Source organism: Runella sp. (assembly GCF_965279615.1).
Lineage (GTDB): Bacteria > Bacteroidota > Bacteroidia > Cytophagales > Spirosomataceae > Runella.
The window spans coordinates 5,089,974-5,106,444 of sequence record NZ_OZ257252.1 but is presented as its reverse complement, the minus strand read 5'-3'; the positions used below and the strand labels follow the sequence as shown (position 1 = coordinate 5,106,444).

12 protein-coding genes are annotated in these 16,471 nt (G+C 43.0%); 5 read left to right on the top strand and 7 right to left on the bottom strand.

Annotated elements, in window-relative coordinates; all coding sequences use genetic code 11:
- Positions 1-26 precede the first annotated feature (26 nt).
- Together secDF and ACQY73_RS21530 are read right to left on the bottom strand one after the other, a co-directional pair.
- Positions 27-3,116: a protein translocase subunit SecDF gene (gene secDF / locus ACQY73_RS21535; protein ID WP_428654810.1), complete on the bottom strand. Its 3,090-nt coding sequence runs from the start codon at positions 3,114-3,116 to the stop codon at positions 27-29.
- A 161-nt stretch (positions 3,117-3,277) separates the two neighbouring features.
- On the bottom strand, positions 3,278-3,649 hold the full coding sequence (locus ACQY73_RS21530; protein WP_428654808.1) for a hypothetical protein: 372 nt from the start codon (positions 3,647-3,649) through the stop codon (positions 3,278-3,280).
- A gap of 357 nt (positions 3,650-4,006) precedes the next feature.
- Between ACQY73_RS21530 and ACQY73_RS21525 the strand changes: the two genes are divergently transcribed.
- From ACQY73_RS21525 to ACQY73_RS21515, 3 genes are read left to right on the top strand one after another with little or no spacing between them, the layout of a single operon-like run.
- Complete coding sequence (locus tag ACQY73_RS21525; protein ID WP_428654806.1) at positions 4,007-4,423, top strand: hypothetical protein; 417 nt, start codon at positions 4,007-4,009, stop codon at positions 4,421-4,423.
- A 30-nt stretch (positions 4,424-4,453) separates the two neighbouring features.
- Entirely contained in the window at positions 4,454-5,278 is an 825-nt protein-coding gene (locus ACQY73_RS21520; RefSeq protein ID WP_428654803.1) for an endonuclease/exonuclease/phosphatase family protein, read from the top strand.
- Positions 5,275-5,724: a hypothetical protein gene (locus ACQY73_RS21515; protein WP_428654801.1), complete on the top strand. Its 450-nt coding sequence runs from the start codon at positions 5,275-5,277 to the stop codon at positions 5,722-5,724. The genes ACQY73_RS21520 and ACQY73_RS21515 overlap by 4 nt, the downstream gene beginning before the upstream one ends.
- A 21-nt stretch (positions 5,725-5,745) precedes the next feature.
- Here the strand turns inward: ACQY73_RS21515 and polA are convergent, their stop codons facing one another.
- Positions 5,746-8,613: a DNA polymerase I gene (polA, locus tag ACQY73_RS21510; RefSeq protein WP_428654799.1), complete on the bottom strand. Its 2,868-nt coding sequence runs from the start codon at positions 8,611-8,613 to the stop codon at positions 5,746-5,748.
- Positions 8,614-8,760: 147 nt separating this feature from the next.
- Between polA and ACQY73_RS21505 the strand changes: the two genes are divergently transcribed.
- Positions 8,761-10,440 carry a S41 family peptidase gene (locus tag ACQY73_RS21505; RefSeq protein ID WP_428654796.1) on the top strand — a complete coding sequence of 560 codons (1,680 nt, stop codon included), beginning with the start codon at positions 8,761-8,763 and terminating at the stop codon, positions 10,438-10,440.
- Positions 10,441-10,526: 86 nt separating this feature from the next.
- On the top strand, positions 10,527-11,087 hold the full coding sequence (locus ACQY73_RS21500; RefSeq protein WP_428654794.1) for an acyl-CoA thioesterase: 561 nt from the start codon (positions 10,527-10,529) through the stop codon (positions 11,085-11,087).
- 385 nt (positions 11,088-11,472) lie between these two features.
- Here the strand turns inward: ACQY73_RS21500 and rny are convergent, their stop codons facing one another.
- The 4 genes from rny to pheT form a co-directional block, all read right to left on the bottom strand.
- A complete protein-coding gene (gene rny, locus ACQY73_RS21495; protein ID WP_428654791.1) occupies positions 11,473-13,038 on the bottom strand; it encodes a ribonuclease Y in 1,566 nt (521 codons plus the stop codon).
- A gap of 93 nt (positions 13,039-13,131) precedes the next feature.
- Positions 13,132-13,437, bottom strand: a complete 306-nt coding sequence (locus ACQY73_RS21490) for a cell division protein ZapA (protein ID WP_428654789.1) — start codon at positions 13,435-13,437, stop codon at positions 13,132-13,134.
- Positions 13,438-13,447: 10 nt separating this feature from the next.
- On the bottom strand, positions 13,448-13,846 hold the full coding sequence (locus ACQY73_RS21485; protein WP_428654787.1) for a hypothetical protein: 399 nt from the start codon (positions 13,844-13,846) through the stop codon (positions 13,448-13,450).
- 79 nt (positions 13,847-13,925) lie between these two features.
- Positions 13,926-16,346 (bottom strand): phenylalanine--tRNA ligase subunit beta, encoded by a 2,421-nt coding sequence (gene pheT, locus ACQY73_RS21480; protein WP_428654785.1) that lies wholly within the window; start codon positions 16,344-16,346, stop codon positions 13,926-13,928.
- Between the last annotated feature and the right edge of the window lie 125 nt (positions 16,347-16,471).

The following is a 16,471-nucleotide window of genomic DNA, read 5'->3' as shown; positions in this document are numbered from 1 at the left end:
CATTCCACTAACCACTTATGGGTACTCTATTTTTTTAAAGAAGGCTTAATCAAAGGCGCTTTCTTTTCTTTTTTTACTTTTTCTTTTTCTTCCTCTTCTTCCTGTGGCATCTCTACTTGCTGTAAGCCACCGCGAGGTGTATCCGGAAAATCAGAGATCAAACGAACAGGTGCTGCTTTTTTCTCTTCTGTAGAAGCATCCTCTTTCGCTTGGTCACGGGTCAATGAATCAACCACGATTGGCGTAGCCACGAACAAAGATGAATAAGTACCTACAATAACCCCGATCAACATGGCAAAAGAGAATCCACGGATCACCTCTCCACCAAAGATGAATAGTACGATCAACACAAACATGGTTGAAAGACCCGTTACCGCCGTACGGCTAAGAGTACTGTTCAAGGCATTGTTAATGATGGTCGGAATCGTTTCTTTCTTACCGCGATTATCTCTTAAATATTCACGAACGCGGTCAAATACTACTACCGTATCGTTCATTGAATAACCCATGATCGTTAGAACGGCACCGATAAACGCCTGATCCACATCCAATGAGAAAGGCAACCAACCGTTAAAAAAGGAGAATACAGCCAAAATCACAAGAACGTCGTGAAATAAGGCTACAATAGCTCCCCAAACGAACGCCAGTTTACGGAATCGAATAAAAATGTAGATCGACACCACAATTACCGCCAATAGGATTGACTTTAAGGAAGTCATGATCAGGTCAAACGCAATCGTTGGCCCTACCTTTTGGGAGCTTTGAATCGTTGCTTTATTGTTAGGTAATTTGCTTAACCCTTCGTTCAATTTAGCTTCAGCCTGTTTGTCAGAATCTGGCGTTGTTGCATCCGCTAAAAAGCTGGTCGTAACTTTTACCTGCTCATTAGCTCCGATCCCTATCCCTCCAAATGTTTTTACTTCGGGAGCAGCACCAAATACACCGGTCAAAATCTCACGAACCTCCGAAGTTTCCACTCCTTTTTCAAAGCGAACAACATAACTGCGACCGCCTTTGAAGTCAACTCCCAAACCGAATCCTTTGAAAATGACGGAAATAATACCAACGCCAATGATGACCGAAGAAATGATATAATACAAACGACGACGTGATACAAAGTCGAAATTGGAATCTTTAAATAGGTTTTGCGACCATGAAGCGAAGAATTCAATCTTACGGCCTTTGCCAACCCACCATTCCAAGATCAAACGTGATACGAACAATGCCGCAAACAACGACGTAAGAATACCGATCACGAGCGTAGTGGCAAAACCTAAGATCAAACCTGTTCCCAGGAAGAAAAGGATAATACCTGTCAAAAGCGTCGTTACGTTTGAGTCAATGATGGAGGAAAGTGAGTTTTTGAAACCGTCAGAAATGGCTAGTTTCAACTCTTTCCCCGCCGCTAATTCTTCTTTGATACGCTCAAACACAAGTACGTTCGCATCCACGGCCATACCGATGGTCAGTACGATACCTGCAATACCCGGCAACGTAAGGATCGCTCCCAAAGATGCCATGATACCCATCAGGAAAAACAAGTTGATAACCAACGCCACGTCGGCGATCATACCTGCTTTGTTGTAATAAATGACCATGAAGATCAATACAACCAACAAACCAACCAACGAAGAGATAACCCCCGCATTAACCGATTCTGAACCTAACGTTGCTCCTACAATGGCTTCTTCCACAATAGTGGTAGGTGCCGGCAACTTACCTGCTTTAAGCACGTTGGCCATATCCTTGGTTTCATCAATGGTAAAGCTACCGGTAATGCTTGAGTTTCCGTTAGGAATCTCGTTTTGAACGTTAGGAGCAGTATACACAAAACCATCCAAAATAATAGCGACCGGACGGCCTACGTTGGCAGCAGTCAGGTTTTTCCATTTACGGGCACCTTCGGCATTCATACGCATAGACACTTCCGGACGTCCGCGGTCATCGTAGTTGTTACCGGTTGCATCCACAATTACATCTCCTTCCAACTGTGCCTGACCGTTGGCTTTTTTGATGAAATAGATACCAACGATCTCATTACGCTTATCAGTCGTTTCAATTCCTTTACGATCCCACATGATCACAGCGTCTGAAGGAAACATTGCTTTCACTTCCGAACGAGCCAAAAGCTCGTTGGCACGCGCCGTATCTTTCGCATACACCCCCAATTGTCCCTGAGAAATCGGTACGAATAAACTTGCAAGCCCTGTTTGATTAGCCGTTGTATCTTTTGCTGTTGAATCGGTTTTTGCGCCTTTGGCCAACTGTGCAGCCAAACCGCCGGCTTTGCTGGTGTCAGCTTTCGAAGTACCTTTTTCGGCAATTTTCTTTTCCAGATCCAATTGAGTCAAATAAGCACCCAATGCATTAAGCGCCGGCGAAACTTCATCTAAGGTATACACTTCGCAGAATTCCAATTTAGCAGAACCCGTCAAAAGGCGACGAACACGCTCAGGATTATCTACGCCCGGAAGCTCGATCAAAATACGACCTGAGCCCGGTAAACGTTGAATGTTAGGGTTGGCAACTCCAAATTTATCTACCCGTTGTTGAATGATCTGGAAAGCGCGGCTTGTTGCGCCATCCACTTCCGTTTTCAAAAATTTGGTTACTTCACTGTCTGATGAGCTGTTGCTGATTTTACCTCGGTTGGTACTGTTGGAGAAAATCTGGGCCAGCGTTGCATTTGGAGCAACATTCTTGTAAGCACTTACAAACAGATCTACAAAATTAGACTGACTTGTTTTCTGTGCAACAACTGCCTGTTTTAAGGCTTCATTGAATTGAGCGTTGCGAGCGTTACCTCCCGCAAGGCCTTTCATGATGTCGGTAGGAGCCACTTCCAATACTACGTGCATTCCACCTTGTAAATCAAGACCTAAACCCAACTCACGTTGTGTTACCTCCTGATAGGTACTTCCCAAATAAACGGGTTCGCGGCGAAGTGAGTCCAGATAATGCTCTTTTTTCTTCTGGTCAACGATACCGTCTTTTCCTGTAGCGAACGTTTCAGCGTCTTTACGAATCCCACGCGCCACAAATGTAAAGGACAGATAATAGATACTCAGTACAGCAACTACCACTGTCAAAATCCAAATGCCAAGTCTGTTTTGCATTGTTTTATTGAATGAATAAATGATTGAATAGGTAATAGTGAAACGTAAGAAGGGTTTTATCCCCATAAAGGGCCTTATTTCGTGCCCCAAAGCTGCTACAAGGTGCTTTCACAACCGCACACCGAATCAGCGTGACAGAATAACATTCATACGCACCTTAACTAAGGAGCATTGATTGCAATGAAGTGTCCGAAAACATTTCGGAAAAAGGAGAAGAAATAATAAAAGACATCAAACCGTTTGGGAAGGGCGTTTGTGCCGCCGATTAGTTCGATGCTGAAAATAGTAGGCAAAAAGTAAAAAGACTGCTCAAAATCAAACGAAACAGCGGGTGCTACTACGGCCACCAACGACATTTCCTGAATGACAGGCCGTTCTTCGTTGGCTTTTTTGTTTTTTGAGGTCTGCTCCGAAACAGGCTTCTTCGCAACGGCTTTCGGCAACAGCAACGACTTACCTGCAATCGCTGTTAACAATAACAGCAACGCCAGAGAAGCAGAAGTCAATTGAGTGGAAAGCCTGCGTTGTTTCATTTGCTTGGTTTAAGAACCGTTTTAACTATCGCTAATTCACGGTTTTTCAAAGGGCTCGCAAAGTTCGTACCAATTTTTTTGCAAAACAATAGCTTATTTGTTTTAGATTATTTCTTTTGTCTATTTATTTCTCTGAAATATCATAAACTGACACAATAGCTGTCTTTTTTTATAAAAATAATAACATAGATAATTGGTAAAACGAAGATTGATTCAATGCTTTTTGTCCGTCATAATGCATTTATTCAAGAATAATCCTTTGCTTTGAAGCGACAATACGACATCAAAAAATTTCGTTGTACAAAGACATAGTTCTTACTTATCTCTGTATAGCGGTAACACGCAAAAAACGGTATCATGAAATTAATTACCTCTTTTATACTTTGCATTTTGGGAAGTGCGCTTTTCCTCTCCTGCGGCCGCCCGGTATCTACTTCCAACGGTGGATTAGGCATTCCGATCAAGCTTGCCAAAGCAGATTATCCCATTGATGTATTCTACGAAAACCAACCCACCACCCGCGTCTACACGGCGCTCGGCCCTGTAAAGGTTGAAAAGGAAGTGCCGTTAAGCGACCGTCAAACCAAAGAAGGCCGCATGTTGTTTCGTGGAAATGATGAAGACCAAAAACGGGCGTTGCTTGACCAGTTAATTTTGCAGGGCATCGGCATGGGCGCACACGCTTTGGTCAATGTAAAATACCAATATTATACCGCCAAAGACTATCAGGGATTTGTGATGACGGGCACGGCCGTGAAGTATGGAAATCAGTAGTATATTGCGCGAAAACCGATCAAAGCTTTCATGCAGAAAATACGCTTTCTATTCTGGAATCTGAACCGTAACCGACCTTTTGAAGAAATTGTCAATATCGTTGAACATCATCAAATTGATGTATTGATAATGGCCGAAGTAAACTTCAATTTAGCATTGTTAGTGGTAGAATTAGCCCAAAGAGGGCATAATTTCTTTCACAATCCAATCTCTCAGTGTGATAAAATTAAAATTTTAACCCGTTTTAAAGAGAATTTTTTGAAACCTGTTTCCGAAAGTGGGCGTTACAGTATCAATATTTTAGAATTGCCTTTGCTTGAAAAAATATTGTTGGCAAGCGTTCATGTTCCTGATAAATCTCATAATACGCCTGACGACCAAGAGGAATTTTGTCGGGACTTTGTAGAACAAGTCAAAAGGGAAGAAATTGAAAGGGAAATAGTAAAAACCGTTTTGGTAGGCGATTTCAACATGAATCCTTTTGAAACTGCAATGATTAAATCTACCGGTTTGCATGCGGTTTCTTCGTCCAAAGTCTCTGAAAAATTAACGCGAACAGTGCAGGAGAAAGACTATAAGTTTTTCTATAATCCGATGTGGAGTTGGTTGGGTGATATAAGAAGTGAAGCTATTGGAAGTTACTATTATAATACCTCTAATCACATTAATTTCTTTTGGAATACTTTTGATCAAGTATTGATTCGTCCCGAACTAATCCCTAATTTTGATAAAGAAGCATTACAAATTTTAGACAAAGACGGAGTAAAATCGCTTTTAACAGCAAATGGCTTTCCAAACAAAACTTATTCTGACCATCTGCCGCTTTATTTTACATTAAATTTGAACTTAGTATGAGCGAAGTAGTTGACCTTTGGCCTGACTTTACACCTGAAAAAGTCAGAAGCCCTAAAACCATTCTTAAGGAACAAGCAGATTTATTAGCTCAAAAAACTAACAATGTGCTAAAAGCTGACTTGACGACATATAATCCTTTAAAAAATCTTCCTTTGTTAATTGATAAGGCCCAAAAAAGTTTAGATGGACCCTTAGCAGGTCAAAATGGATATATAATTGGTCTAACTTTTGATATCATTGCCCCTTATTTAAATAACTATAAATATCATTTATTCAAAGTGGAATATGAAGCATTAGTTTTTTATCCGATTAGAATAAATGAAACAGAATGTATTAATGAGCCCTCGTTTATACAAGCTTTACAAAGTATATTAAATAGAGAAACCACCATAAAAGTCATTAACTCTCTTTACTCCCAAAGTTTAGAAGAAACAGAAAATGTCTAAAGGGGCTTTAAAGCCCCTTTTTTAATGCGCTTCCAACCAGTTATTTCCGGTACCGATACCCGTTTCAATTTTGACAGGCAGCGGAATAGCATTGACCATCAGATCATTGACGCGCTGGCTTAATAATTCTACCTCATCACGGTGAGCGTCAAACACCAATTCATCGTGTACCTGAAGAATCATCTTCGAGCGTAGTTTTTCTTTTTTCAGAAACTCATGAATATTGATCATCGCCACTTTTATCATATCGGCGGCAGAGCCTTGAATCGGTGCGTTGATGGCGTTGCGCTCGGCAAAGCTTCGCGTTGTTTGGTTTTGAGAATCAATATCAGCTAAGTAGCGACGACGCCCAAGAATAGTTTCTACGTACTTATTTTCCCGTGCTTTTTGAATAGACAGATCCATAAACGTTTTCACCGCAGGGAATTCTTCAAAATACGCTTTAATGATTTCGGCCGCTTCGCCGCGCGGAATTCCCAGTCGTTGCGCCAATCCAAACGCCGAAATCCCGTAGATAATACCAAAATTGACCATCTTCGCCTTGCGACGCATGTCGGACGTCACGTCTGACAGCTCTACTTTAAATACTTTGCTTGCAGTACTGGCGTGAATGTCCAAGCCTTGGTTAAAGGCCTCTAGCATGGTACTATCTTGGCTGAAAGCAGCCATGATCCTCAGCTCAATTTGAGAATAATCGGCCGAAAGAATCATGAATTCATCGCTGTGCGGCACAAACGCTTTGCGAATTTCCCGCCCTCTCGGCGTCCGAATCGGAATATTTTGAAGGTTGGGATTTGTACTGCTCAAACGCCCCGTTGCGGCTACTGCCTGATTAAACGACGTATGAATACGCCCGGTTTTAGCGTTGATCAACAAAGGCAATGCATCAACGTAGGTAGACTTTAGTTTTTGTAATTCGCGGTAATCCAGAATTTTACGCGCTATTTCGTGTTCGGCTTCCAAGTCTGACAAAATATCTTCGCCCGTAGCGTATTGACCTGTCGCCGTTTTTTTAGGCTTTTTAATCAACTGCATCTTTTCAAACAATATCACTCCCAGTTGTTTTGGCGAGGATATATTAAATGCTTCTCCTGCCAATTGATAGATGTCTTTTTCCACCAACTTCATGTCAGTATCCAACACACCGGACATTTCTTTCAGGGCATTCATGTCTACTTTTACTCCTTCGCGTTCCATTCCCGCCAATACAGGCACCAACTTCACTTCCACTCCTCTGAAAAGCTTTTCTGCCTGGTTTTGAATCAAGATGGGATTCAGCTTTTCTTTTAATTGAAAGGTTACATCAGCATCCTCTGCGGCATACTCTACCAATTTTTCTATGTCAACATCCCGCATTGTGAGCTGTTTCGGGCCTTTCTTGCCGATCAATGATTCTATAGAAACCGGCTCATAGTTCAAATACGAATTGGCCAAAATATCCATGTTGTGCCGTTTTTCAGGCTCGATCAGGTAATGCGCCAACATGGTATCATACATCGGCCCACAGATTTCGACTCCGTAATTTTGCAGTACGAGCAGGTCGTATTTAAGATTCTGGGCAATCTTCTCAATTTTATCGTTTTCCAACACTGATCTGAAATCTTCCACTACCTTTTGAGCCTCTTCGCGGTCAGCAGGAACGGTGACGTAAAATGCCTCTCCTTTTTGATATGAAAACGACATTCCCACCAATTCTGCATCAATGGCATCCAATGAATTTGTTTCAGTATCAAAACAAAAAGCATCCTGCAAACTCAAATAATGCGCCAGTGACTGCCGCAATTCCGCAGTATCAACCAAATGATAGCGGTGCAAGGTATTAAACACAGTGCGGCGCTGTGAAGAAAAATCTGTCGTAAAAAACGGCAACTCTGCATCGGTCGAGCCGGACGATTTGCTTTGTCCATTACTTTCTGTTGGAGAAGTACTTTCTCCAAATAGATTAAGTTGTCCTTTTTTATCCGCCGAAGGTTGAGTCGTTGCCGTCCTTGTGGGTTTTACCTCATCGGCATCTTCACCCAACAAGCGTTTACGCAACGTACGAAACTCCAATTCATCCAGCAAAGCGGAAAGCATATCCCGATTGGGATCGCACATGAGAAGATCCTCTTCGTGAAATTCAATCGGTACGTTAATATCAATGGTCGCTAAATGCTTTGATAAAATCGCTTTATCTGCTCCTTCAATGACTTTCTCCTTGAGTTTTCCGGCCAATTTATCGGAATTCGCCAACAAATTTTCAATCGAACCAAATTCTTCAATTAACTTCTGAGCGGTCTTCTCTCCGACGCCCGGTATTCCCGGAATATTATCAACGGCATCTCCCTGCAAACCCAGCATATCCACTACCTGACTGATATCTTTGATCCCCCAACGGGCGCATACTTCGGCCGGCCCCATGATTTCCACGCCTTTCCCCATAATGGCGGGTTTGTATAAATACACATGCTCTTCCACCAACTGCCCATAGTCTTTGTCGGGGGTCATCATGAATACCTCAAAGCCCGAACGAGCTGCTTTCTTGGCGAGGGTTCCCACCACATCATCTGCTTCGTATCCATCCACTTCCAATACAGGAATACACAAAGCTTTCAGTAATTGCTTGACGTACGGAACAGCGATGGTAATGTCTTCGGGCTGCTGTTGACGCTGCGCCTTGTAGGCTTCAAACTGCACATGGCGAAACGTAGGCTTTGGTGTATCAAAAGCCACGCCCAAGTGTGTTGGTTTTTCATTTTTCAAAACCTCCAACAATGTATTTACAAAACCGAATACCGCACTCGTATTCAATCCTTTAGAAGTAATTCTGGGTGTTTTAAGAAAGGCAAAATGGGCACGGTAGATCAACGCAAAAGCGTCTAAAAGAAATAGTTTTTTTTCGGGCTTCATGGGTCATTCAATGAGTGAATAATGCAAAGAAAGGAAAGTTTGACGGGATTTTTAATTTTTCCGATGAGTTGTTAAACTACCTATGATGTTTGTGCGTTATTTTTATACATTATTTGTACATCATCATTCTCGCTTTGTAAAAGTAACATGGAAAATCCAATTCAAAATGATCGCCGGACTGTACGGCTACCGATTTTGCTGAGTATTACGCTAGCCGCCGGAGTATTTCTGGGCGCTACGTTTTTTGGAGGAAGTAAGGGCATTACTGACGTAGCCCGAGGCTACACTAAGTTCAAAGAAGTCCTCCAATTGATTGATAATAACTATGTTGACACCGTCAACACCGACGAGCTGGTGGATTATTCCATCACCAAAATGCTCGAAAAACTGGACCCACACACGTATTATTTTAATCCAAAAGATGCCGTTACGGCGCGTTCTCAGCTGGAAAGCGGATTTGACGGTATCGGTATTGAATTTAACCTTTACAAAGATACGGTTTATGTGGTCACGCCGTTGGTAGGCGGGCCTTCCGAAGCCGCCGGCATTCAAAGTGGTGACAAAATCCTGAAGGTAAATAACGAAGCCTTTACGGGCACGAAGGTTGATAACGCTTTTATCTTTTCCAAACTTCGCGGACCACGAGGCAGTGAAGTAAAAATTGAGATATTACGAAGAGGGGTTCCCAAAGCCTTGGCATTTCAGCTAAAAAGAGATCGTATTCCAACCTATTCGGTCGATGCATCTTATATGATCGATAAAGAAATAGGATACGTCAAAGTGACTCGTTTTTCTGAGTCAACCTACGATGAATTCAAAAATTCGGTAAGCAGTCTTAAAACGCAGGGAATGAAAAAGCTGCTGCTTGATTTGAGGGGCAATCCCGGTGGCTACATGGACCGCGCCACCAATATGGTCGATGAATTAATTTCCGGTGATAAGATGATCGTGTATACCGATGGCAAAGATGATCGCTATGATCGCCAGACCCGCACCAAAAACGCCGGCATGTTTGAGAACGGAAGTGTCGTGGTGCTCATCGACGAAGGCAGCGCTTCGGCTTCCGAAATTGTGGCAGGAGCATTGCAGGATCACGACCGCGCCCTGATTGTAGGAAGACGCTCATTCGGAAAAGGATTGGTACAAATGCCGGTCAATCTCTCCGATGGCTCAGAATTACGTTTGACCATCTCCCGTTACTTCACACCAAGCGGCCGTAGTATTCAAAAACCCTACACACACGGCGATTTGGAAACGTATGAAAAAGACATCAAGAACCGTTATTCACACGGCGAGTTTTTTATCGCAGACAGTATCAAAAATAACCCCAAACTCCAGTTTCATACCGATGCCGGACGAATCGTTTACGGCGGTGGCGGCATTACGCCTGATGTATTTGTACCGCGCGACACAAGCATGATGACTCCTTATTTGTATGAATTATTTGGCAAAAACATTGTTCGCGATTATGCCGTACGGTATGTAAGCGAAAATAAAAAACAATTGGAGAAACTCACATTTGCTGAATATCTTAAAACATTCAACGCAAGTGACGCCGATTTAGACGTCATTGTAAGCAACGCTTCGGCCGACGATATTAAGTTCAACGAAAAAGAATACAAACGTTCCAAGCCATATATTCGCACCTATTTGAAAGCCATGATTGGGCGTTATGCCTATCAAAAACGCGATAAAGGAGGTTTAAACAATGAGTTTTATCAGATCATGTCAGATTTGGACGAAGGCTATAAAAAAGCCGTAACGCTTTTTGACGAAGCTGAAAAATTGGCACGCACGAGTGTAAGCTTGAAAGACGCTAAAAAGTAAGTTTGCGAATCCTCAGGTTATTGTAGATTTTTGTCGGACTTTCTTCGACAGCGTCTACAATATACAATAACCTATTTTTTTTGTCCATGCTTGCCAAATCAGTTAACTACTCCCGTACTACAATTACGGAATTAATGATTCCTTCTTACGCCAATTTTGGGGGTAAAATCCACGGAGGGATTTTGTTATCGCTCATGGACAAAGTAGCCTACGTATGCGCTTCTAAGCATGCAGGCACTTATGTCGTAACCGTTTCAGTGGAGGGTGTCAATTTTCTGCAACCCATTGAAGTAGGTCAATTGGTTTCCTTGCACGCATCCATCAATTACGTGGGCCGCAGTTCTATGGTCGTTGGCATAAGAGTGATCGCGGAGGATGTTCGTACCGGCGTTCAAAAACATACCAATACGTCGTATTTTACGATGGTGGCTAAAGACGACCAAGGCAAGCCCACCGAAGTACCCCAACTTACGCTCGAAACCAAAGAAGATACGCGCCGGTTTCTGGAAGCCATTAAACGCAAAGAAATGAAAGTTACTTACGCGGGTGAATTTGACAACGAAAAAACGCGCCTGAAAATAGAAGAGAATTTGCATCTGCTTAAAAATGAGAGATGCATCATTAGCGATGAAGCTAAAAGCTCATAAATCGACCACAAATGGTGTGTCGGGTTGCTCACAACCCGACTACAAAGGTTGCGCCTCTCCGAGGCTTTTTTGAATTTTTATACGTGTTTATCTTTTCTACTACAAATGTTGGGCTTCTCCGAAGCCGTGTGTGTTTCGGGTTGCTCACAACCCGACTCTTACTATAAATGTTGGGCTTCTCCGAAGCCGTGTGTGTTTCGGGTTGCTCACAACCCGACTCTTACTATAAATGTTGGGCTTCTCCGAAGCTGGGTTTGGCTGAAAATTAGGGCGGGGTCGGGTTGTGAGCAACCCGATTATTCAATAAGTAATTTAATGGATGAAAATAGGAAAACCCGTCGTTATCAGCGACGGGTTTTCCATATCCTTAAAACGAGTTTGTCGTTTATTTTGCGTAGGCTACTGAGCGCATTTCGCGGATAACTGTTACTTTGATTTGGCCCGGGTACTGCATTTCTTTTTCGATTTTTTGCGAAATATCAAATGAAAGCTTGCCGGCAGTGTCGTCATTTACGGTATCAGAGTTAACAATGACACGTAATTCACGCCCTGCCTGAATCGCGTAACATTTATCGACACCGGGAAAGTTGGTTGCCAATGCTTCCAAATCCTTTAAACGCTGAATATACGATTCCATCATCTCGCGACGAGCGCCCGGACGCGAGCCCGAGATCGCATCACACACTTGAATAATTGGAGACATCATGCTGGTCATCTCAATTTCATCGTGGTGAGCACCGATCGCATTACATACTTCCGGATTTTCTTTGTATTTCTTGGCCAATTCCATTCCCAAGATAGCATGAGGAAGTTCTGATTCTTCCGGCCATACTTTTCCAATATCGTGTAAGAGTCCGGCGCGTTTGGCGAGCTTGGCATTCAAGCCCAATTCTGACGCCATTGTAGCACAAAGACGCGCCACCTCACGCGAGTGTTGAAGCAAATTCTGTCCATAGGAAGAACGGAAACGCATCCGTCCGATCATCTTTACCAATTCAGGGTGCAAACCATGAACACCCAAATCAATAACGGTACGCTCGCCGATTTCGACGATCTCGTCGTCAATATTTTTCTTCGTTTTGGAAACAACTTCTTCGATACGGGCCGGGTGAATACGACCGTCCTGAACCAAGCGGTGCAATGACAATCGTGCAATCTCGCGGCGAACCGGGTCAAAGCCCGAAATAACGATGGCTTCCGGCGTATCATCGACAATGATCTCACAACCCGTAGCGGCTTCGAGCGCCCGAATGTTACGACCTTCACGTCCAATAATCTTTCCTTTTACGTCATCGCTTTCAATGTTGAAGACTGAAACAGTATTTTCAATCGCATGTTCGGAAGCGGTTCGTTGAATGGTTTCAATAACAATTTTCTTGGCTTCTTTGGTAGCGGTCAGTTTGGCCTCATCAATGGTATTTTTGATGTAAGCAGAGGCCTGTGTTTGGGCGTCGGCCTGCAAGGCTTCCACGAGTTGTTGCTTGGCTTGTTCGGCAGTCAGGTTGGCAATGCGCTCCAATTGTTCTACCTGAGAGCGATGCATTTTTTCGGCTTCATCGCGACGTTTGGTAGCCACCTCTGTTTGCTGTTCGAGGTTCTTTTTCAGCGTTTCCAACTCAGTCTCGCGACGTTTGTTTTGTTCTGTTATCTGATTAAGCTGCTGCTCACGCTGCTTTATCTTCTGCTCGTTTTGAAGAATGATTTGTTTCTTTTTATTCGAGTCGTCCTCAAATTCCGACTTTAATCTCAAATACTTCTCTTTCGCTTCCAGAATGCGGTCTTTCTTGATATTTTCGGCGGTAATTTCTGCATTCTTAACAATTTCAGCGGCTCGTTGCTGTGCGTCTTCTTCCGTTTTTTTAGTTGTCTTTTTAATGACGAAGTAGACAATTACTGCACCCACGACCGCCGAAACGGCAGCATCGAGTAAAAACAATAATATATCATTCATTTTAGTCTGTGTTTATAGGTTCAACATACATCCCCTAAACGCAGCTTTGTACTAAACTGATACTTTTTGAACGAGTTTGAAGAGACCAAAGGTTTAATTTTGGCCCGATGGATTGAAGTGTTTTTGTAGATAGTCTAAGTGTTTAAATACCGTTGACTGTATGACTTCTAAATCGTTATCTCCTTTTAGGCGAGCTACCATTGAGTCGAGGCTAACCATTGCCAAGACTTTTTGAATATCTGATTCGCCTTGTTCTTTCATTCGAAGTTCCACTTGTGCATCAACTTTCTTGGCTGCTTCTCTCATAAAAGACTCGTCTTCGTCCGAATTAGCCCAGACCTCGTAAGATTTATCGGCAATCTTTACCCTTACGATTCGCCTTTTTTGTTTGGTCTCCATTGATCTCAGGTCACAACGTTTGCAACAAAGTTATGGTTTCTTCTATGTATCGAATGTATTCGTCCAATTTGGTGTTCAGTTCCGTAATCGCGTCTACGTTTTTCGGGTTTTTTACAATTATAGACAATTGTTTGAAATTATTTAACTTTTCTTTCAAAGAAACTTCTTTTTCACGCAATTGTTTATTTTCCGTTTTTAATATTTTTATCTCCTGACGTTCATATTTTATCTCATCACTTTGCTTTTCAAAACGCTTTTGAAGCACTTCAAAGCGTGATTTCAGCTCACTGTGCGCCGCCTGTTCGTGAGCAAAAGCTGCTTGCAAAGCGCTGATACTTCTTTCTACAAACAGAAATTGAAAATTCAGCTCGTCCAGAAGCCGATCATCTTCAAAGGTTGCAAGTTTCATGCCGAGTTGTTTTACTTCGACATCGGGCATCAGAGCAATAACTCTCTTCTAACGCCCGATGTGCTTATCCGGTATTTTATCATTTACGAATTACTGCATTCAACTCTTTCTCAAAACCCATCATTAATTTCTGCATGGTTTTGTCAATGACTTTGTCAGTCAAAGTTTGGGTTTCGTCCTGAAGGATAAAGCTTACCGAATACGATTTTTTGTCGGTTCCGATATTCTCTCCTTCGTATACATCAAATACGTTGATGTTGGTCAATAATTCCTTTTCGTATTTATGAGCGGTTTGACGAATTTGCTCAAACGTTACAGCTTTATCAAGTACTAATGACAGGTCACGACGCACTTCGGGGAATTTAGAAACTTCCTTAAAGCGCACTTTATCATTGTATTGTTTGAGCAAGTAAGCCCAATCAAAATCTGCGTAAAAAACAGGTTGTTTAATGTCTGCAATTTTGGTCAGCTTTCCTTTTACCTGCCCAAAACTAACTATCGGCTTTTTTTTGACGGTATACGTCAGGCCATAATCAAAGATCGTTTTATCTTGAATTTCCTGTTTTTCTATCTGCTGTACACGGAACGCATTTAACACCAAATGAACCATTCCTGCCAAATCGTGAAAGGTTAGTTTTTGGTCTTTCGCGATCCAACTTTCGGCGTTTTGATGCCCGGCCATGAGCAATACCAAGTGCGAAAGTTCTTTGTATTTTGATTCTACTTTGTGATAGGTTTTTCCAAACTCGCAGATTTTCAGGTCACGCTGCCGGCGGTTGAGGTTATAGGCCAAAGATTCCAATCCTGAGAAAAGCATCGTTTGGCGCATCACCGAAAGGTCTTCGCTCAACGGATTGAGCATCACTACATCTTCGCCCGGCAAGCTTGTCCGAACAGCATCATTGTATGCGGGTTTAGTCAATGAATTTGCCATTGTTTCATTGAATCCATTCGCCGCCAAGAGGTTAGCGATACGCAGCTTTTGTTTGTCAGGGTCTACAATGGGAAAGCCTGACAGGAAATCCGTGGCTAAATTCTCAGAAAGTTCAATATTGTCAAATCCGTAGATACGCAGAATTTCTTCGATCACATCCGCCTCGCGCGTTACATCTACCCGATACGGCGCTACCGAAGCCAAAAATCCTTCGGATGTTTCGTTTTGAATTTCAATATCAAGGCTTGTCAAAATTTGTTTGATCAACGCTCGATCCAACACTTTACCAATGAGTCGGTCTACATTTTTGTATTTGACATTCACCTGATGATTAGGAATCGGATCAGGATAAATATCTACGATGTCCGAAATTACCTGACCACCTGCTACTTCCTGCATCAACAACGCAGCACGTTTAAGCGCATAAACAGGCATGTTGGGATCAGTACCACGCTCAAAACGGAAAGAAGCATCGGTTTTCAGGCCGTGAAAAGTACCTGTTTTACGAATCCATGCGGGAGAAAAATACGCCGCTTCCAGAAAAATGCTTGTCGTTTGCTCCGATACGCCTGACTTAGTTCCGCCAAATACGCCCCCGATACACATGGGTTCTTCGGCATTGCAGATCATCAGATCACGGTCAGACAATTTGCGTTCAACACCATCAAGGGTTACGAAAGGAGTGCCGGCAGGCAATGTTTTTACAATTACTTTATTACCAATGATCTTCGCGGCATCAAACGCGTGCAACGGCTGGCCGAGTTCGTGGCAAATGTAATTGGTGATATCTACCACATTATTGATCGGACGAACGCCTACGGCCTGTAGTTTTTCTTTCAACCAATCCGGAGACTCGCTTACCGTCAAACCCGAAATCGTCAATCCTGCATAACGCGGACAGGCTTCGGAATTTTCAACACTGACTTCAATGGGTGATGTTTTATTTGCAATAGTGAAGTTTTCAACCAAAGGCATGTTGAGTTCACGTCCCAATACAGCTTTCAGGTCACGCGCTACGCCAAGGTGCGAAGCGGCATCGGCGCGGTTGGGTGTTAGGCCGATTTCAATGACGTAATCGGGCAGCAAACCAAAGTAGGCCGCCGCAGGTGTGCCATTGGGCAGATCGGTATCCAAAACCATGATGCCCGCGTGCGATGCTCCCAAGCCGATTTCATCTTCGGCACAGATCATGCCTTCGGAGGGTTGGCCATATACTTTGCGCTTGGCAATGGTAAATGGCTCACCGCCGGTAGGATGAATGGTGGCACCAACGGTAGCTACTACTACTTTTTGGCCCGCAGCTACATTAGCCGCTCCGCACACGATGGTGGCAGGCACATCAGCGCCGGTATCCACAGTAGTGAGATGCAATGTTTTCTCTTTGATCGTAAAAGGTTCGCACGTAAGTACTTCTCCGATCACAATGCCTTCCAGTCCACCCTCAACGCGTTCGACGGGTTCAATGCCTTCCACTTCAAGGCCGGTACCGGTCAACAATTTGCCGGTTTCTTCGGCAGACTCCTGAATATCAATAAGTTCTTTAAGCCAGTTATAGGAAATTTTCATTGGAAATTTTTTAATCGTTCGTGGCCATCTGTCAACGTATTTTAACAACGCTTAACGGATAACAGATAACTTTTGCCCAAAGGCAGCGCAAAATTAGGGGATTTTAGGGAAAATGGGGAAAAGGA

Excerpts from the sequence above, each read along its gene's own strand:
- secDF (WP_428654810.1), bottom strand. The coding sequence starts at position 3,116 with ATGCAAAACAGACTTGGCATTTGGATTTTGACAGTGGTAGTTGCTGTA.
- polA (WP_428654799.1), bottom strand. The coding sequence starts at position 8,613 with ATGAAGCCCGAAAAAAAACTATTTCTTTTAGACGCTTTTGCGTTGATC.
- ACQY73_RS21520 (WP_428654803.1), top strand. The coding sequence starts at position 4,454 with ATGCAGAAAATACGCTTTCTATTCTGGAATCTGAACCGTAACCGACCT.
- ACQY73_RS21515 (WP_428654801.1), top strand. The coding sequence starts at position 5,275 with ATGAGCGAAGTAGTTGACCTTTGGCCTGACTTTACACCTGAAAAAGTC.
- pheT (WP_428654785.1), bottom strand. The coding sequence starts at position 16,346 with ATGAAAATTTCCTATAACTGGCTTAAAGAACTTATTGATATTCAGGAG.
- ACQY73_RS21500 (WP_428654794.1), top strand. The coding sequence starts at position 10,527 with ATGCTTGCCAAATCAGTTAACTACTCCCGTACTACAATTACGGAATTA.
- ACQY73_RS21530 (WP_428654808.1), bottom strand. The coding sequence starts at position 3,649 with ATGAAACAACGCAGGCTTTCCACTCAATTGACTTCTGCTTCTCTGGCG.
- ACQY73_RS21485 (WP_428654787.1), bottom strand. The coding sequence starts at position 13,846 with ATGAAACTTGCAACCTTTGAAGATGATCGGCTTCTGGACGAGCTGAAT.
- ACQY73_RS21490 (WP_428654789.1), bottom strand. The coding sequence starts at position 13,437 with ATGGAGACCAAACAAAAAAGGCGAATCGTAAGGGTAAAGATTGCCGAT.
- ACQY73_RS21505 (WP_428654796.1), top strand. The coding sequence starts at position 8,761 with ATGGAAAATCCAATTCAAAATGATCGCCGGACTGTACGGCTACCGATT.
- ACQY73_RS21525 (WP_428654806.1), top strand. The coding sequence starts at position 4,007 with ATGAAATTAATTACCTCTTTTATACTTTGCATTTTGGGAAGTGCGCTT.
- rny (WP_428654791.1), bottom strand. The coding sequence starts at position 13,038 with ATGAATGATATATTATTGTTTTTACTCGATGCTGCCGTTTCGGCGGTC.